Consider the following 20159-nt stretch of genomic DNA (forward strand, 5'->3'; position numbering starts at 1 on the left):
AGGTGGTTCAAATTAAAAACTTCTAAAATTTTTAGAACCCTATTAAACTTATTATTGAACCACCTTAGGCACCTTAGAACATCTTAGAATTTGCATCTTCGATGCTTAATTCAACCCAACATACATCAGTTATGCATCCACGCAGAAAATTTATTCGCAATGCTGCTTTGGCCTCCGCTGCCGCAGTGGCCAGTCCTAGCTTTGGTTTTTCCATTTTGCACCCAGAGCTAAAGCCCGAAGAAACCATCATCGGACATGGCGAGTTCACCTACAAAGTCAACAAGGGTTGGGCTAAAATCAGCGCCAATACCAACCCGCTGATCAACTGCCATGAGATGGTTCAGGACAGCAAAGGGCGTTTGATCATGTTGGGCGACCATACCAACAACAACATCCTGATCTTTGACCAATCGGGCAACTTGCTCGATTCCTGGGGGCATGCCTACCCCGGTGGCCACGGGTTGACCTTGAGCAAAGAAGGTGGTGAAGACTTTTTGTGGATCGTCGATTGTGGCTATTACCAGGACAAGTACGGCGCCGGAAAAGCTCAGGCAGGACAGGTCATCAAAACCGACCTGACCGGGCGCATCATCTTCAGCATCGGACATCCCCGCACCATTGGCATTTACAAGGACGATGAGCGCTTTCAACCCACCGAAACCGCAGTTGCCCCCAATGGTGACCTTTATGTAGCGGATGGCTATGGCTCCGATTACATCATCCAGTACAACAGCAAAGGCCAATACATCCGGCACTTTGGTGGCCGCAACAACGCCAATAAGGAACACAACCTGGTCAACGCCCACGGCGTGGTGGTGGATACCCGCGACCCCAAAAACCCAGTGCTGATTTGTACTTCACGCGAAGAAAACTGCTTCAAGGTCTTCAGCCTGGATGGCAAATACATCAAGCGGATCGATCTTCCGGGTTTGTACGTATGCCGTCCGGTGATGGATGGCCAAAACCTGTATGCGGGTGTTTGCTGGTCCAAGGATGCAGCGGGCAATCGCCAAGGTGATTCCGGTTTTGTAACCATTCTGGATGCCAACAACAAAGTCGTTTCTAATCCTGGCGGTACGGCACCTGTTTATAAAAATGGGGTATTGCAGCCATCACTGGCGCTGACCGAACGGGTGTTCCACCACGGTCACGACGTTTGTGTGGACAATGATAAAAACGTCTACGTTTGTCAGTGGAATGCCAACCATAGTACTCCCGTTAAACTAACCAGAGTCTAAATGGGCTATTTCCACCCACTACTGGTTCATTTGCCCATCGGCTTTTTGCTACTGGCCATTTTGATGGACCTCTTGGCTTACCGCAGCGCGTTCGTACAGTACCGCGCTGCGGTGCCCATGACCTTGTTTTTGGGTTTTGTGGCCGCACTTTTGTCCTGTGGGACGGGGTATTTGTTGGCCAATTCGGGCGACTACGATTTCAGCAGCTTACAAAGGCACCAACAAGCCGGCTGGATTGTAGCGGGTGCCAGCGGCGGGCTTTGGCGGCTAAGTGCGGTGTTTTTTCGCAAACAAAGCCAGGCAGGCTCACGCTGGATGAGCGCTTTACTCCTTGCTTTGGGTGGGTTGATCGCCTACACCGGGCACCAGGGCGGCAGTTTGACGCATGGAAGTGATTACCTTTCCTGGCAGGCGGCGAATGAAGTTGAAAAACCGATCCGCAAAGTCGCCCTTGTCGACAGTACGGCCATCGAAATACCAAAAGTCAATCCCGATCTCCCCCTCGAGGTGGATACACAAGCAGTGGAACAATTGCGCAAATTGGGATTCAATGTGCGCTACATGCTCAAACGCCCAGTGATGTTGGACCTGACTTTGCCTGCTCAGGCGGGGAAATCTATGGCAGAAATCCAGCCTGCTTTACAAACCGTGGCACCGAGTATCGTTTGGTTGAATTTGTCGGACAATGGGTTTTCGGAAAAAGATTTGGCTTGGTTAAAAGCTTGCCAGAATCTGGAGAAATTGAAATTGGCGAAGAACCCGGTTGGGGATGGAGTGCTGGAAATTTTAGCGGGCTTAAAACATTTGGAAGCCTTGAATTTGAACGATACTCAGGTTAGTACTGGTACCGTTGAAAAGCTACAAAATGCAGGCGTAAAAAGGATTTACCATTGGAAGCAATAAGCACGGTTTCGGCTCAAAAGGACCAGTAAAATGCATAGTCAAAATTTGACGCCTTGGAGTTATTGGGATGACTTTAATCCAAGTAAAAGACGCGTAAATTGGTGATTATTTTGTTTTTAATCTTGACAAAATAAGCTACAAAATCTATCTTGCTTGCTATTCCATCACACCAAGATTCTAATCCCATGAATCCTGTAAAAAAACTGATTTCCCTGGCTTTTTTGCTTGCCATCACCACCTTTGGATTCGCACAAACGCCTGAACAACTGGAAGATAAAATCGCCAAGGCCTGGCGGGATAGTTTGGCCAAACACATCCCTTTCTTTTACCTAGCAGACGAGTATCTCAAGGTTGAAAAGGAATGGGACCGAAAAATATTTAGCATTGACAACAAGGACCTTGTTCAGTACCTCACCTTGAAAGGGGGATTAAAACCGGATGTAGGATTATTAGGCGGTAAAGTTCTGGTACCCATTGCGCGCAAAGCCCTCAAAGGCAGTGAATTTCACCTGTCGCTTTATGGCAAAAGTTCAAACAACAACGATATAAAACCGACCCTCGTTGAATTTGGAAAAGTCGTTTGTGATTGTCTGGAGGAAAAAGCTGGAACCATTGACCCACCAAAGCTGACTTACAAGCAACAAGATTCCCTAAAAAACCAATATTTAAGTGAATGTTTTCAGGCAAATATTGCCGATCACCGTTCAAAATTATTTTTGGATTACAAGTTCCAGGATCAAAATTCCAGCAAACGATTTGGTAGCATTACAACCGGTTATTTTTTTACAAATTGCCCGACCATGGTCAATGCCAGTGCAGATTCAAAAGCAGCCATTTGGGGAGATCGCATTCTTTGGGAGCTCAGGAGAAACTATAGCAAATCAGCCTGGAATGTGATCGAAGCACTCAAAGAATCCATCACTGACAAACTTAGCGATCAATTCATTGGCGTTCAAAATTTTAACGTAGCCAAACCAACCTTGATAAAAGCACAAAGCGTTTTTAAAGCAAATCCTGGTGCCTATGCGATGACCAGGCCTGAAGATGAAACAAAAAAAGACAACCATACTTTTCAGGTATTCAATTTTGTGGCCAACCAAAAAATGTTGTTTCAATTGGTAGCTGAATACCAAACTGATCCAAATAGCAAGTTGAAAGCAGTGGTATTTGTACCAAGGGAAAAAATCAAGAATGTTCAAGAATTGGACAAAATACTGGAATCTAGTCCGCCGCCGCCGCCCACGGAAGAATTACCGAAAAACGACTAGCGCTTCAATTCTCATCAATTCTCATTATACTTGGGAAACGAAAGGATGAATTTTGTTGAATCCAAGTTGAATGAATGATGGAAAAACTGCAACATTATTTCGAATCCATCGGTTTTACCCCTGAAGAACTGGATCAGGTTTTGCATGCTTTCACCATAAAGCAGTACAAAAAGAACGACTTTTTTATTGAAGAGGGCAAAACCAGTAAACACATCGGTTTTATCAAAAAAGGCCTTTTCCAATACTTTGTCATTGTGGATGGTAATGAACGAACGACGTATGTTTCCATCGAAAATACCTTCCTTTCTTCGGTCATGAGTTTTATCAGTGAAAAACCTGCTTTGGAATCCGTGCGTGCTTTGACCGAGGCCGAGGTTTATTTGATCAGCAAAACGGCTTTAAAAAAGCTCGCCAACGAACTCCCCAAATTTAAAGACTTCTACATCAGCCTACTGGAAAGTGCGGTATGTGGCATCGACAGCAGTCGGCATGACCTGATTGTACTGAGTGCAGAGCAACGCTACGAAAAAATGCTGCGCGAAGAACCCCATCTTTTGCAACACATTCCCTTGCAACACCTGGCCTCGATGCTGGGGGTAACGCCAAGGCACCTGAGTCGTATTCGCAGCACGATTCGTTGATTGATTTTCCTAGCACTTGTTTCGCTTTTGGACATTTGTCTAGTGTTCTTAAACCGCCTCACCTGAACTTTGTGTCGTCAATTAAAAACAACGACGACATGAAACTATTTAAAATCACTTCCTCTAGTATTTTTTTCTTTGCCTTTTTTGGGCTATTTCTGGCACCAAAGGGTCTTTCTGCTCAAAGCCGCTTGTCCACCAACGAATTGAGCATCAATGCTTTTCGCAACCCTTCGATTGGTTTAGAATACCGCTACCACAGTGTTTCAGTGCACGCAGGATACTACATTACTAACTTAGAACCGGACATTACGACGAAGTTTCTGAAAGCGGGTTTGACCGCTTGGTTTCTACCCCTTGGGCAAAAAGAAAATCCCTCTTCCTTTTATGCAGGAGCTTCTTACCTGCGTGGCCTCAACCGGGAGTACAAGGATCAAAACGCGCTGGGTTTGGAAGCGGGGTTCCGCTGGATGATCTGGGAAGGGCTCAATTTCAGGATTGGCGCCATTGCCTTAGTGGCCAAAGGACATGATGTCAAAATCAATCCTACTCCTGGCCTGAGTTATTCTTTCTTCTTTAATTCCAAAAATCAATAAACCATGGAAAATACAATTGTTAAACCCGAAAAAGCCATCGGTATTTTACTGATTGTCAGTGGCATTTTGTTGTTCATTCCCTACACCATTTTGTCCATCACTTTTGAATATCCGCAAATCTTGCGACAAGATATTGGATTTGTTTTGAACAAGTTTCATGATGGGGGCAACGCCTTGATTTGGACCTGGTGGACATTTGCCATGGTAGGCTTGCCCCTTTTCCCCGCCTATGTGTTATTGGGCCAAAAGCTGGAAGCAAAACTCCCGCTGGTACGCTGGGTCACTTACATCGGGTTGATCAGTTTGATTGTCCAAATGTTGGGTTTGTTGCGCTGGACTTTTGTGGTACCGGTTTTGGCAAACAATTATGTAAACGGCAATGAGATGGTCAAGGAGGCTGCCAAAATTGCCTTCCAGGTCATCCACCAATACGGCGGCGTAGTGCTGGGCGAACACATTGGGCAATTGTTTACCATCATCTGGACGATCGGCATGAGTTATGCTTTTAGCCGATTGAAATTGATGCCCAAGTGGTTGATTTGGTTTGGCTACATCACTTCTTTCATTTACTTCTTGGCCCAAACGGAGTTGTTTGCTACGGTGATGCCGGGTTTTCCGGTGCTGGATTTGGCGGGACTGATTGGGAGTACGTTGTGGTTGGTGTGGTTGATTGTAGTGGGGGTAAGGTTGTTGAGAATGAGCATTCAAAATTAAGTCCTAGACAATAAAAACCCGCAATTGAACAAGAGTTGCTGCTGCCGGTCTATTGACCGAAGTACAACTCTTGTTCGATTGCAGTTCCTACAACTGCCCTTCCAAGCCCTTTAAATTAGAAGGTCTTTTGGCTTTTGCGTTCACAATTTTACCCTCTTCATTGACGATGAGGTACCAGGGAATGGACAAATTACCTCCCTGATCAAAAATCTTCACCAAATCATTGGTAAAGTCCTTGTTGGTACGGAGGTGATTCCCTTCCAGTTTATAAAACTTGATCATGCCTTTCCAGGCCTCGTCCCGCTCGGGTTCATCAATGGAGATGTACAAAATGTCGTAACCTTTTTCAGCCAGCAGTTTTTTAAGCTCTACTTTGTGAGCAAACTCTGCTTTGCAGGGGCCACACCAGGTTGCCCATACGTCGATGTACAATTTTTTCCCTTTGAATGGCTTCAGGGCTTCTTCCAGGGAATTGAGGTTGGCGTAGTTTTCCACAAAATGGTATTGATCAGAAAAGCCTGCTGCTTGAGCCTGATGGTACTCAACAATGGGGTCGACTAAAGGTTGGAGATACTGTGTGAAAGGACTTTGAGGATACTGTTGTTTGAATTGATCAAACAAGGCAATCAGTTCCTTTTCATAGTCCTTTTGCAAACAAGCGCTATAGAGGTAAGAAAACTGGAAATACTCCAAGAACTCCCCATTGAAAAGACTGGGAGCTTCCTTCATTTTGAAAGTATGGGCTGTTTCGTTTTTGTAGCGCTCCTCTAGTTGCTTTGGATCAAAATCCTTGGCTAAAAATATCGAAACATCCAAATAGGTCTCCGCATACTCCTGCCACCAAAAGGAGCGGATCAAGCTCTTGTTGTTGATTGGGTATTCTTTAAAGGTTTCAGCAAACCAGGATTGATAGGCAGGAGAAAAGCTTTTGATTTTATCAGGATCGGTTCGCACCAATTTGACCCAAACCAGCTGCGCCTGCATGGTCGCATAATAACAATCCCGATCTGCTTTGACCAATTCATAAAAAGCTGGGGTAATTTTTTGAGCTTTGAGCAAGGCTGAAAAAGGTTTAAGGTCTTTGGCTTTTTCCACTGCAATTTTGGCTTTGATTTCACTGATGACTGTATCTTTGAAATACTTGCGCGCGGCAACCTGCACAAATCCTGGGTTCGGCAGGGCCTGGAATAATTTTTGTCCTTCCTCGTTTGGGCCTTTTGCTTCAAAAAAATCTTCGTCTTTTTCAGCTCCCAGGCTGAGCGTAACGCGATCGCCGGGGCTGAGAATCAAAACCTTGTGGGTTTGATCTACCCCTCCGACGGCTACAACAGAAGTTTGTTCACAGGGGATTTTTATCTGAAAATTTCCTTGTGCATCAACTGGGCTAGTTGCTTTGAGCCCCCAATGGAAAATCCCGCGTTGGGGGATGGTATAGCTCACTTCCTTGATCGTAGCCACATTGACTTTCCCGGTGATCAGGATTTCTTTGGGGGCAACATCATTCGTGTTCCAGGCGAAGAGGAGCCAGTTTAATAATAAAAATGAGGATAATTTCATCTATTCTAATTTTGAGGTGACGTTTGGTTTGCTCCGGCAATGGAATCTGATCAAAAATAAGTTATTTTAATGTAACATTCAATAACACATCATTCTAGTAGTTTTTGCAGCAAGCCTGGTTGGTATTTGGGGTGATTTTTATAATCTATACCAATCGTACGCAGGTTTTTTTCGTCCACAGCATAAAATTGTTGGAGGGCTTCAGGGCTGCCATCAAAACGACCATCCGGGGTAATGAAAGCCCAGGCTGGCTTGCCTTCAGTAGAAAGTAAGAAATAAAAAGAACCAATACTTTGACCAGACTTTGTGTTGATGAACTGGTGTGCAGATTGCCCAGAAAAAAACAACACTTTGGTGTCTTTGTATTCGGCACTGGGAATGACGCGAATTTCATCAACAAATCTCCGGTTTAGTTTTTCTTTTGTTTGAAAAGTCGATAACTCAACAACCTGCATTTGTCCGTCTTTAGGGTTATGGGCAAAGAAATATTGATCTTGTAATGAAAAAAAATAACTGCTGGCTGCAAAGGGCAAAGTGAGCACAATCTTATTCAATTGCAAGTCAAATAGCTCTGTCGTGTTTGAGCTTTCGAGTGGATAAGCCAAATAACGCCCTGACTTGGAAATGTTCATCTTTTTGGGCATGGTACGAGACCACAGGAATTGTTTGCTTATTTTGCCTGTTAGATTGTCCACAATTTGCACAGAATCTTTTTTAAGAATAACCTGATAGGGCCTGGGATTTATTTTGCTTTTTTGCTGATAGGCAGCCTGATCTAAATTAGACGCAATGCTATTTTTTGACCAATCGTACTCATAAAAAACGTCACTTCTATTAGGACTTGGGTAATAGATTTTTTGTAATTGGTCACCAAAATAGAGGATTTGTGGAGACCTTATTCCTGATATTTTTGTCCATGTTAGTTGCCAGGTACGCAAATCAAAAACTAGGCCTGATTCATCGGGATAGGTAACGAATAATTGTTGCTCAAAAGGATTATAACTATGGATAGATGCAAAGTTTTGCAGGGAGCCCTCTTTTTTGCCTGTCCTTATATCCATTTTGGAAAATTCAAAGGTATTGGAAAAGTGTAAAACATTGGGTTCAATTGGATCAAACAGGCAAATGCCAGGTTGCCCCATGAGCATACGACTGGTTTCAAAAACTGGCATTTTCGTCTTTAAATTAATCACCTTAAGTTCATCATACTGATCGATATTGACCAATGCATAAGTATCGTCGGCATTAAATTGAGCAGAAATTACCTTCGAATTCCCTCCAATTTCCATCATGTCCTGTAAGAGGAGTTGATCCTTTTCTAATTTGTACAAGTAGGCGCGTTTGGAATCATCCACAACCAGAACCTGCGGCCCTGCATTGCCATGAGCCAAGGCCGTAATCGGAAATTTCCCAATACTGATAGCTTGCTTTTCCTGCAAATCTGGAAGACTGTAAAAGCGGACCCTTCCGTCGCTACAGCCCGCCAACAGGGTTTGGTTATCCGGCGTAATGAGTAGGGTCGAAACCTTGACATCTTCCAGGTTTAGGGTTTTGAGTGAACGTATTTTTGGTATACTCCACAAACATATCTGACGCATGTCTTGGATAAAAACCCAATAAAGCTGGTTTTTGCTTACTTGCGACGATAAGGGATTTTGTATCCCTTCCAGGGTTTTAATCACCCGGAAAGTGCCGGGTTCTAATAGTTGTACTTTCCCCTCGTAATTTTGGTGGACCAAACGATCCTTAGCTAAAAATTGGATGTTTTTAGGTGTTTTTAATAAAATTTGAAGCTCTTGAGTACCGGGCGCCGATGCCTTAACGATTGGTTTGTTGACTTCCCAGAACCATTTTAAATAATCCAATTCACTCTGAGTGGTTATCTTCCGTTCGGGAAACCTGGCTACCCGATGCGTGGGGGATAAACCATTGAAAGCAGACTTAACCATACCTTCCCGGTAAAAGTCCGTATCTCTTTTGGTGAATGGCACAATTTGTCCCATAGTGCTGAGGTAGGCCATTTGTTGTAGGCCATTTTCGCTGGTTTCAAAATGCAAGCCATCATCAGAAATGGCCACCCAATCATTGGTAGAGCTGGGGTAAATGGTCATTAGTTTTTTCCCACTCCTGACATCCAGCACGCATATTTTTTGGGCGATGGGGATGACAATTTTTTCAATTTCGGGGAAATAACGGCCGCTTTTATTCGAAAAAGCCCAGTCTAATTTAAATAAATGGAGGCGATTAGCATTACCCCTGATAGGATAAACGGCTATATCTTCGCCTTCAACTACAACAATTTTATTGCTTGCATCTGATAAACCAACGATGCTATTGGCATGAGAAGGGAATATACTTTGTTGTGAAGTTTTGAGGTCCCAAATCACGGGATGGTAATCGGCATCGAGGTAAGCCAGATAGCGGGAATTCCCCGAGAAGTGAAAAGGAAAATGAGCGCGAAGGCTTTTGCTAAGTGGAATGTTGAGAATTTTTTTTCCACTTGATACTTGGTACAATTCTATGTTCTTTTTGGTGTGGGCAACAATCAAACTATCACGTTCATCAAAGCTTGCACCCTCGTAGGGCTCGTTTGTTTTAATGTGGTGTTTAGCTTTTCGGGTTTGGTTGTCCCAAACAACCATCTCACCCTTGGAATCAATATAAACCAGGTGGGTTTTGTTTTTGCTCACTTGGGGGCGTATATTGGATTCGGTGATGCCAGTATAAAAAATTTCTCCAGCATCATCATACATCGTTTGTTCATACCCATTAAACCAGGAGGAAACAATTGGTCTACCAGCTTTGCTAGTCATTTTGGCCGCAGGCAAATTAAAACTGCTTACAAAAGAACCTGAACTGAATACCACATCTCCAGATTCGAGGACGATTCCCCGGATAAACTACCTTCAAACTTATCCAGCTCAAGTTCCACTTTATCGACACTCAAATCGATGATTTGTACTCGGTCATCAGTGCTGATTACCAATTGTTTTTCCTTTTCATCAAAAAGTAAGTCATTGACCTTGTATGGTAAAACTCTTTTATAAATCAACTGCTGTTTTTGATTGTCCCATAATTCAAAAAAATCTTTATATGCAAAGGCCAAATAAGTCTTGAGGGGACTAATGGCTATGCGGAATTCAACCCATTTGTTTAGGTCTTTGCCGATAAAATCTGGCTTTTGGGTCAAATCCTGACTTTTGCTGTTCAATTGATTGGTGGGAATGGCCTCATCGACTTTTTTGGGGAGTTTGTTGATTTTTCCCGTTTCAACGTTTAAGGCCCAATAAGTGGTGTTTAAAGCCTCTTCAAGGTGACTACTATAAGGGCCTTGTTTTTTAAAATGAATGTGTACAATTTTTGGATCATCGGTACTCAACATTTGCGCTATCTCTTTGCAGAATTCATCTTCGATGATGTATTTGACTCGCCCGGTTGGCAAATCCCAGACGGCCAAGGTGGAATAGCCTGCGCCTACCAGGGCTTTACCGTCTTTCGTAAAAACCAGGTCAGAAATTGACCCAACGGGCATACCGAATTTGGGTAAAAGAGCAACAACTCCAGTTGTTTTTTTTCGCGAATGAGGATTGAGCTGATCCAGTTTTTGCTGGATGATTGCACCTTGGGGTTTGTTGAGTAGTGGTTGCAACTGAGCCCATTGAGTGAAACTGGAATTGCCAGCGGCAGGATTAAAGTTGACTTGGGCTGCCGTATCCCCTTTTTTCCAACTCAGGGTGGCCAAAAGTTTCCCGCTCATGATTTCCCTGATTTCCAGGTTTTGCTCGGGAGTAAGTAGTAAAAAATGGGCACCAGATGGGCAAATCTGGTACAAAGCTGCTTTAGGAAGGGCGTATTGCAATACTTTAAGGTCGTGTTCTACATCTTTAACATAAGCACCGTTGTCTTCAACAACAAAAAGCATATTGGTTTGATTACCAACCCAGGCCGCATATTGAACGGGTAGATCCTCTCGCTTCAGTTTATCGGTTTCAAAACTGTAAGTGCCCAATAGTGAGCCTTTAGAGGCGAAGACTGTTCTACTGCTGTCGCGATTATAAATAGCATCAACACTACCAACATGCTTATAAATGCCGTATTTTTTTTGTTGCTCACGTTCTGTTCGGGAGATGAAAAAATCTTTAGCAGCATGATAGTACGGGGTGATGGGGCTTTGAAAGATATAATTTCCGGCCTTGATAGCGGCTTCATCTGCTGATTTTGAAAACATTGGAACCCTTAGCCAATCTTTTCCAGTGTAAATGATTGCTCCATTTTCGAAATCCCAGGCGGCGAAGTTCTGCTCTCCTTTTATCCAAACAACGTTTAGCGCTGCGCGGATTTGTTCATTGTCAAAAGATTGACTTTGGCCGGTTTGGATATTCCAAATTTTGATATCCCCGCGGGTAGAACTGGTGAGCAAACGCTGATTTTGATCATCCAAGGCATAAAAGTGATTGCGGGTAGGATTTTCAAGCGGGAAATGTTTGAGCTGAATTCCTTGGGGGGTTCCCCAGTCCATTACAGTAACATTTTCTTCTCCATCGTTCAGCAGCAGGTACTTGCCGTTTGGGCCAAATTTAAAGTCTTGAATGTTGCTTTTTAATACCCCAAAAACCTGGACTATACCCATTTTCAGTGGGTCATACACCTTGACCTGTTTTTCTTGAGCATCCACAAACAAGATGCGACCTTGTTTATCCACGCTCAACCCAGCGTGAAAAGCACCAATTTTGATTTTTTTGATGGTCTTTTTTTGTTCAATTTGGTAAAGCGCAATAGAGTCTTGTGTTAGAGCAAACCACAACTGATTGCCAGGGCTTCCCCCAGCCAATGCCCATAAGGACTTGGGTAAAGTGAAAAGCGTCGTTTTTTTCAATTCCGGCAAACTCCAGGAAGAAACGGAACGAGTGTCAGCTAGAATGAGTTGTTGATCCGATTCAGAAAAACGCAAAGGATGATTAGGCGTTTCAGCGAGTTCAACAGAGTTTAACAACTTGCCATCCAATGTGTTCCAAACCTTTAAAACCTCATCTTGCGCATAACTGAGGCAGTATTTGCCGTCAGGACTGAAACCCAGCGCAAGAATAGGTGCAGTATGTCCTGCATAACTCCAGAGCAGTTTTCCTGTATTTGCATCCCAAAGCTTGAGTAAAGCATCTTGTCCCCCCGAGAGCAAATGTCCGTTTTTATGGGTGGCCAAACGTGGAGTGAGTACTCCTGGCTCGGGAAATTCGATCTGATTTCTGGTGGAAGATTCTGTATGGTCATCTTGTTCTGTAAAAAAAGGAATCCGTTGTTTAGTCACATTGCTCCCCTTATGCCCTTGAAAGCTAAGCACTTGCCTTCCAGTCAGAATTTGCCATTTTTTAATAATGCCGCTTTCATCTATACTGAATACGAATTGTTCATCCGTACCAATGGCTACGTCGGCAATCACCTTGGTTTCTGTGGAAAAAAAACACAGAGGTTTGCCACTGAGGTAATCCCATACCCCCAATTGGCCATCACTGCCTGCGGTGACCAGGTATTTGTTGCTTGTTGAGAGGGTGTAGCTGCGCAGCCAGCCCTTGTGAGAATTCAAAGCAGGTTGTGCCTGTAAAAAAACACAAGTGTTCAGTACCAGGTACAACCCAGCAGCCATCCGGCAAAAACAGATATAAATTGGGTGCATAACTCAATCGGTATAAAAGCTCATTTATTTAGGCAAATAAGAAACTTGGTCTTTCCCAATGTAATAAGACTGGCCGTTTATGCTTTTTACCCAAAAGTAAAAATCCAGTATTTTGGACTGATCAATGTCGCTAGAAACGGAGGTATTGCAATAATTGTCCTTATGGGTGAAACCCAGGTCAAGTATTTCGATGTTCTCGGTAGGTTTTAAGGCCCAGGTCATTGTAGGAATATCGATGACACCTTGGGTATTTCCCTTTTTTACAATAAGCAAATTGAGGTTAAAGAATTTAAAATACTCTTCTGGCCTCAATAGGGTATCGAATTCACTTTGGAACCTGGTTTCTCCGGTAGACAAAACAAAGCCCCATTGATCGGATTCGTTTTTTGTCAAAAAGCACTTTTCGGTGCCTTTGAATGCTGTTGTATAAGAAAGAATTTTGTAATGAAAGCCTATTTTGGGGTGAGTTGCCCCATCCTGGTCCAGCAAACCATATTTCCCCTGTTTTCGGACGATGGCGTACATTTTTCCTTCAATATTTATGGGTTTTATGGGCGAAACGATAGGTTTTCCATTGTTTTGGTCAACGTCTTTGGACACCACGCTGATGTAACCTTTTTCATTCACCTTAAATCCCTTGAAGCCATCCGAACTATCTACAAGCAGGGTAGGTGGATTCACGACTTGAAAAAATTGCCTTTCGCGATATTGTGTAGATTTGTTGTTGTGTTCAAGCAGGATTTTAGCGTCTGGCCCAATGCTATAGGTAGCACTTTTTTGTTTGATTTCCAGGCAGTTTCCGGCAAAGCTTACTTTTTCAAATTCGGCTTTGACCAGGATTTCTCTGCTACTTTGTTGCAGATAACCCCAAAGCTCGTTTTCTTGATAGGGGACTAAGGCGGTAAGGGGGAGCCCTTTGATGCGTTCAAACTTGGCCTCAACGGTATTTAGCGTTGTATTGAGTTTTTGAATGGCTTTTTCCCAGCGCCGATCCTGGCGAAAGTTGGCAAAGTCCGCATCATTGCTCATCCATTTGAGGTCCCAATAGCCCAACTCAATGCTTTTGTTGAGGTAGGCATTGGCCTTATCCAGGTCGCCTACTAAACTGGCACAACAAGCAGCGTTGTAGTAATCATTCTTGTTGGCTTCAGGCTTGCTTAAAGCTTGTTCAAAGACCTTGAGTGCGTCAGAGTAAGCTTTCTTTTCGTAAAAAGCAGTAGCTGTTTCGACAGCCCGGTAATAATTGATGCCCTCTTTGAGGTCTCTACCTTCTGTAATACCTGATTGTGCAGAGAGTTTAAATACAAACAAAGAGAGTAAACAAAAAATCAGGAGGCGACTGGAAATCATTTGCTTCATTTTATTTGATTAGTTGACTGACTAAGCCAGGGGTGTAACCCGTGCCAGGATCAAGACTTAGCGTTTGGGATTTTAAAGTGTTTTCATCTACTGTATACAAGTTTTTAAGCCCTTCTTCATTGCCATCGTAGCGCCCATCCAGGCCCACAAAAGCCCAGGCTGCCTTGCCTGCCCATAACCCAAAAAAGTAAAAGTCACCGAGATAAATGTTTTTATTGACATCCCACAATTGGAATGCATCGCCAGGGCTGTAAAGGAGGGCGAAACGAGTGTTTGTAGTTGCGATTCTAAACTGCTTTTGAGGGGTAGTATAAGATAACGTTTGGATGATTTTACCACTCGCGAGATCGTAGGTGCGAGATCCAGTTGGAGAGGGTAAAATCAAACTCCGGCTATCCTTGGAGTAAACCGGGTCGCTGCCCGATCCTTCTTCGGAAAGAATAAGCTTTTTGGTGCTCAGATCATAAACATTAAAGCCCGAATTGCTTTTAAATTGCGTCAAATAACGGCCATTGTTGGAAAGGTACAGCCCAAATCTTTCCTGTTTGGCTAGTGAATGTTTGTATACCAGTTTTTGATCGAGAGTCGAATAGATACAAACACTATCGTTGTTGTTGGGCCAATTCGCCAAATACAGGCCATTATTTGAAACTGCAGAAATACTCAGTCTTTTGTCAGGCTGCCAAAGGTAACTGCTGTCACCCAGTAGCTTTTTCCCCGTACCTTCTCTTGGTAAATAAAATTTTCCTACGTAGTAATATTTATCGCCCTGCTTCAAAAACTTTCCATAATAGTACTGGCCTTTGATTGATTCGGTTTGAGACTTTGCCAAATCAATCCGATGGACGCCCTCACCTGATTGATAATGCAAAATGTTCCCGCTGATGTCCCAGTTTGAACAAGTCATTGGTGTGGAGGAGATGGATTTATTCTTTTGAGCTTCTAAATCGTAAACCGAAATGTTCGATGAAGTACCGATGTAATCGTATAAAGCGGATTTGCCATCATTGGAAAGGGCATAAATATCGCCTGTTTCTCGGATGGAATCCACTAAAGTCAACTTTTTAAGGTCATATACCATCCAGCGGTGGGTGTATGTCGGTTGGGCGTAATAGTACAATTGATCTGGATTAGATGGATCGATGTGCATCCAACGAGCTTTTGTATGAATGACAAAGTGTTTAGGGCTTGAAACTGAATTCCTGTAGGGTATGGAAAAAATCAAATCCTTCACCCTCAAAATCAGGCTCTGTTCGGCACCAAATTCCAATTGTTGGATGTGCCCATGTGAATTGTAGTTTCCTAACAATTTTGGACTCAGAGCCTTGTAAGGAGGGCTAATGCCATATACGTACAGATTGGAATAAATATCTGCAAAAACCAAGTGGTCATTTTCTGGATTGATGGCCAAACTCAGGATTTTATTACCCGTAGGTCGAATGCGCTCAATACTGCTTAAACTAGGTACCTGCAACAAATGAACAAAACCCTGCAAAGTACCCGCGGCTAGGGTGCGACCATTCGGGCTAATTGCCAGGGAAGTGATATTGGAATTTTCCAGGACTTTTTGCAGCAATAGCGTCCCATTGTTCGCATCAATCAAGCAAATCGTACTGCTCCCATCTACACAAATGAAATATTGCCCATCCTGGGAGAGGATCGACTTAACCAAAGATGGCTTTTGGAGTTGAATGGTTTTTAACCATCGCAGAGTGGCTTTTTCAAAAAAAACAATTTTCCCAGAAATGTCCTGGATGATGATTTTTTGATCGTCTTTGGTAAACAGGGCTGCGACAATATGGCTTCCCAAGGGTACTTGATTGGTATAGATTTTTGTTGGATTGGTTTTGGCTTCTTTGAATTGGCTTGCCAATATTGCATTGGCCAAATAAAAGGGGCTATTCGATCCAGCAGTTGTTTTTGGAGCTGATACAATATTAACTTTATTGGGGCTCAGCAATGCCGGAAATGCCTCAGGTTTGAGCGCTAATGAGCCTGGTTTTTGTGCTGAAAAATGACCAACGCTGCCAACTTTATTGCGATAATGGACATAGGTGGCCGCATTTTCGGAAGTTTCGAAGTGCTTGTTTTGATCTATACTAATCCACTTTTCCATTGTACCCAAATAAAGGGTTTTGAGCAAATTGCCTGATGGCGCGTCTATCTGAAAAACAATTCCATGATTGGAAGCTGCGATGATTTTTTTGTCGGCAGGAAAATATTCAACGTCAATGTCTCGCATTTTGAGATCGAGTCGGTACAATTCTTTCCCTTGCAAGTTGTAAGCAAGAATCCAACTATCCAATCGTCCATATATGGTTTGATTGTCCTCTGATATGCTAAAAATCTCCATACCACCATACGGTAAAGCAATGGTGCGGAGCAGGACATTCATTTTTAAGTCCCAAATGGTAATTCGACCATCAATAGGGCTATCGATAAAGAGGTAATGTGAGTCTGTCGAAAACTTGATAATGACCCGCTCGGGGCTGTCAGCCACGATGGGAATAATGGCTTTCTCCTTACCCGTTTTTGCATCCAATACCCAGACCTGATTTTTTTCACCCAAGGCAATTAAACTGTCCCGGTTGTCGATGGCGATAACATGGAAGGAAACTTTGGGCGATTTGGAAAAAATGGCTTTTTGCTGATCATTGTCCCACCAGACAAACTCTTTTGCATCATGTTTGATCAAGCCCCAACGATTGCCTTTTCGCGCAGACGCAAGTTTGTGAATGGAGCCATTCCAAAGTGGAATTTTGAAGAATTGCTGATTGAACAAGTCAAAATATTCCGAGTTTAAGCCCCTGAGAATGGCTTTGTCGTTGATTTTATAAAAACTGGAGTTCCAGCCAGGAACCTCTTGTGAACTCGTTTCCCGCTTATGCAAATCCACAATTTTGTAGCTATACTCGCTATAGTCTGAAGGGGTTCTAAACACAATTTTTCCAGATGGAAACAAGTGAACGTAAAGCCGGGAATCATATGACTTGGTGGTTTCATTTACTTCGTAAAAATCCGCAAACTGAAGTACAGTGTCTTTTTTTAAGTCCCAATTCCAGATGCGGTATCCATCGGATAGTAATAAATTTTCGCCAGTTGGCGTAAATACAAGATGAATAATGGTGCTCGTGGGAAAATGACGACGCCTGTATACAACTTTACCCTTAACCTGCCGAACCTCTACCGCACCATCCTCTTGAAAGGCCACAGCTAAAAGTTGCTGGTCAGGGCTAAAAGCCAGGTTGTTGATTTTTTTGCCTTGAAAAAGAGCGGTAAATGCCTGTGTTTTCTTTAATGGGTGAAAGAGATATAAAAACCCATCTTCGGTTCTTCCCACCAAAGAATCTTCCTTTGGCCAAGCCCATAAATTTTCAAATTTATGGTTGTATAAATTGATCTCTATGGAATCGCTGAAATTTGGTCCATAAAAAGATACCAGCTTGGTAAAATCGTATTTGCCATAGTGTTCGCCATATACACTAATGATGTTTTTTTCATCATTGTGTAAATAGCGATGTGTAGTGAAAGGAAAGGACAAATTTTTAACCAATGAACTTTGATCAGGGAAGACAAATTTCAAGGTTTTTAAATCATATTTCATTAACTCATAGCTATTTAGGCTTTTAGCGTCGAAGAAAAAATCGTTATTGGGCTTGTCGTTGGTTTCAGTAATGTTTCCTGTATTCAAATCTAGTTCCCAAACATGGGCGTTTCCGCTTTTATTAAGCCTGAGTTTGTGTCCACTGTCGCCTTGCAAATAACGTATTTCCCTATTAAAGATGAAATGAGAAACGGAGCGCAACTCTCTAATCTCGGGTAAAGACCAAACTTTCCCTGTTTCTCGATCATCCACGGTCCATAGGGTTTTTCCATCGTTGTGAATCCCCATGTGGACTATAGGGTAATTGTGCCCTAAATTCAATACCACCGCATCCAGATCATCGGGCATTCTAGCACTTGAAGCTGGCGAAAGGACATCCACGGTTTGGGTTGGAGCTGCATCAAGCTTCAATGCCAGTAAAGCCTGCAATTTGCCCCAGGCTGTTGCATCAATTTTTCCTTCGCTATTTTTTATTTGAAAATTGTTGGTGCCAGCTTGCCAAAAAAAACTGAGCAATGGTTTGCCATCAAGTGCATTACAAAATACCAGACTTTGATCGGGATGTACCAACAAGATTAGGTTTCCCTGAGGATGTAAGGCTGCATGCAAGGGCGAAAAAGGCAAATCGTATTGACTGCTGATTTTTTTATTCGTCACGTCCCAAATCACCACTTTTTGCTGGCTGATCAATAAGACCTGCTTCTGTGTTTTTCCTAGCCAGCCTGCAAAGCGGCAATTGTTGAGTGCTAGGAGTTTTTGTCCACTTTCTACCTCCTGAATTCCACCTTCTCCAACTTCATTTCGGTACAACAAAAACTTAAAATCTGGTGTAAAGTCAAATTGAGTTAAACGATTCCTGACATGATTGATAACGAATTTTTTACGTAGCTTTTCGGTTTTGGTGCCCTGGGGGCCCCAGTCTTTTGCGTTCAACTGGTAAAATTCACCAAAACCATCATCAATCAGGTTTACAAGAATCGTACTGGCATCTTTTGAAAACTGAATAAGGTTAAATTCTTCTACGTTGTATTCGTTTTGGTAGAACTGATCACTTAAGTTTTCAGGATTGATAAAATGGAGGCCAAACATAAAATCAGGCAGTACCAGTTGTTGGCCATTGGGTGCAATATGAAAATCGGTAATGGTTGCAGAATTGTAACGATCTTCATAGAATGATAAACCTGAAGATCTGTCAGCTCTTTGATTCAATTCGGCTGGTTTGGTTAGGTCCCAGGATTCTATAATGCCATTCGAGGCAACGGCAAGCAGTTGCTTAGAGTCATTGCTTATTTTGATGTGATGCCTGTCCCAGTTGTAAGTCATTGCGTATGTACTCAGTGTGGGCTTGGTAGTCTGATTGAGGTCTATTTTACTCAGCTTCATTTCTGTATCATTGACCAAAACATGTAGCCCGTCATCGCTAAAACTTACCGTCTGGATATCTGGAGTAAATACCCCAAATGATTGGGTGTTTTTTTTGAGCTGAGGGTCATAGCGAATTATGCGTTTATCTTCATCTCCGATATAAACCAATTGATTTTTTTGGTCTAATTGATAATGTATAACTGCTTGTAAGCCCTTGCCACGATCAATGACCTTACCCGTTTTTAAATCAAATTGAAAAGTGGAATCTCTGTTGCCAATCCCCACGATTGTAGCCTCATCAAGGAGTTTAACCATCCTGTAAAGTGGCGCTTCGAGTTTTAAAGAAGAAACAATTTGACCATTCTTTAAATCTATTTTTTGTAAGGTTCTGTTGCGATTGGTCAAGCAATAAAAATACTGGTGATCTTTACTGAGGTTGGGCGCATTAATGAAGTCATCACATTTGAAAGCGGCAATTTTTTTGCCACTGCTAAATGCGTAAACATTTACCCCTTCCGTGTCTTGAGTGATCAAGTGTTGCTTGTCTTTGGTTAATATAATTAGCCAAACAAGATTTTCAAACGCAGTGACGTTGCGCACAAATTGCCCGGTTTGGGCGTTCCAAAGCTTTATTTTATCATCTATTCCAGCAGTTATGAGCCATAAACCATCAGGACTCAAGGTCATCGTTACAGTTGGAGGCAGGTGTTCTTTTGACTGAAATTTAGGCCTTACATAGCGTTCTTTGATTCTTTCTCCAATTCCGGGGTCACCATCAGTCATTGCTTCAAGAAATTCTTCTGCTTCTGTTGAAGGCACGGCTTGATGAGCCACAATATTGAACAACAATTTTCCTGTGTTTAGGTCCCATTTTTTAATCCTGCTGGCTGTATCAGCACTGAAAAGATAACGGTCATCGGGTGAAATGTTTAGGGCGACAACACCAAACTGGTTTTTTATCTCCCGAATCTGTTTCCCGGAGAAATAATCCCATAAAATGATTTGATGGTCGCTACCTACTGTGGCTAGGTATTTATTGCTGCCAGGTGACAAGGCGTAAGTTTCCAACCATCCCTGGTGCCCACGTTTGAGTTCAGGTAAATTGGGTTGGGCAAAATTGACCGCAGCTACACCAATAAAAATAAGCACCAAGAAGATACTGAGGCTTACTTTGGGGAATGGAAAACGGAGAGAAAACATAGGGCAGATTTTGTTGCAAAGATATGCAAAACCCCAGAACCTG

11 protein-coding genes are annotated in these 20159 nt (G+C 42.8%); 6 read left to right on the top strand and 5 right to left on the bottom strand.

The window, feature by feature from the left end:
* The first annotated feature begins 131 nt into the window (after nt 1-131).
* The 6 genes from ACO08K_RS27935 (at nt 132) to ACO08K_RS27960 (ending at nt 5360) form a co-directional block, all read left to right on the top strand.
* Nucleotides 132-1238 carry a 6-bladed beta-propeller gene (locus tag ACO08K_RS27935; RefSeq protein ID WP_421799789.1) on the top strand — a complete coding sequence of 369 codons (1107 nt, stop codon included), beginning with the start codon at nt 132-134 and terminating at the stop codon, nt 1236-1238.
* The gene (locus tag ACO08K_RS27940; protein WP_421799790.1) at nt 1239-2141 is read left to right on the top strand and encodes a DUF2231 domain-containing protein; all 903 of its coding nucleotides are present in this window, start codon (nt 1239-1241) and stop codon (nt 2139-2141) included.
* Nucleotides 2142-2326: 185 nt separating this feature from the next.
* Nucleotides 2327-3409: a hypothetical protein gene (locus ACO08K_RS27945; RefSeq protein ID WP_421799791.1), complete on the top strand. Its 1083-nt coding sequence runs from the start codon at nt 2327-2329 to the stop codon at nt 3407-3409.
* Nucleotides 3410-3483: 74 nt separating this feature from the next.
* Entirely contained in the window at nt 3484-4050 is a 567-nt protein-coding gene (locus tag ACO08K_RS27950; protein WP_421799792.1) for a Crp/Fnr family transcriptional regulator, read from the top strand.
* A gap of 98 nt (nt 4051-4148) precedes the next feature.
* Complete coding sequence (locus ACO08K_RS27955; RefSeq protein WP_421799793.1) at nt 4149-4646, top strand: hypothetical protein; 498 nt, start codon at nt 4149-4151, stop codon at nt 4644-4646.
* A gap of 3 nt (nt 4647-4649) precedes the next feature.
* Nucleotides 4650-5360, top strand: coding sequence for a DUF4386 domain-containing protein (locus ACO08K_RS27960; RefSeq protein WP_421799794.1), 711 nt, complete (start codon nt 4650-4652; stop codon nt 5358-5360).
* 87 nt (nt 5361-5447) lie between these two features.
* Here ACO08K_RS27960 and ACO08K_RS27965 read toward each other — a convergent pair whose 3' ends face one another.
* The 5 genes from ACO08K_RS27965 to ACO08K_RS27985 all read right to left on the bottom strand — a co-directional run bounded on the left by ACO08K_RS27965 (nt 5448) and on the right by ACO08K_RS27985 (nt 20116).
* The gene (locus ACO08K_RS27965) at nt 5448-6917 is read right to left on the bottom strand and encodes a TlpA family protein disulfide reductase (RefSeq protein WP_421799795.1); all 1470 of its coding nucleotides are present in this window, start codon (nt 6915-6917) and stop codon (nt 5448-5450) included.
* A gap of 89 nt (nt 6918-7006) precedes the next feature.
* Nucleotides 7007-9730: a WD40 repeat domain-containing protein gene (locus ACO08K_RS27970; protein WP_421799796.1), complete on the bottom strand. Its 2724-nt coding sequence runs from the start codon at nt 9728-9730 to the stop codon at nt 7007-7009.
* Nucleotides 9731-9756: 26 nt separating this feature from the next.
* Nucleotides 9757-12588, bottom strand: coding sequence for a WD40 repeat domain-containing protein (locus ACO08K_RS27975; protein WP_421799797.1), 2832 nt, complete (start codon nt 12586-12588; stop codon nt 9757-9759).
* Between the two features lie 24 nt (nt 12589-12612).
* Entirely contained in the window at nt 12613-13947 is a 1335-nt protein-coding gene (locus tag ACO08K_RS27980; RefSeq protein ID WP_421799798.1) for a tetratricopeptide repeat protein, read from the bottom strand.
* A 1-nt stretch (nt 13948) separates the two neighbouring features.
* Nucleotides 13949-20116, bottom strand: a complete 6168-nt coding sequence (locus tag ACO08K_RS27985) for a hypothetical protein (protein WP_421799799.1) — start codon at nt 20114-20116, stop codon at nt 13949-13951.
* Between the last annotated feature and the right edge of the window lie 43 nt (nt 20117-20159).

Origin of the sequence: Haliscomenobacter sp. (assembly GCF_965225875.1) — a bacterium.
Classification (GTDB): Bacteria; Bacteroidota; Bacteroidia; order Chitinophagales; family Saprospiraceae; genus Haliscomenobacter.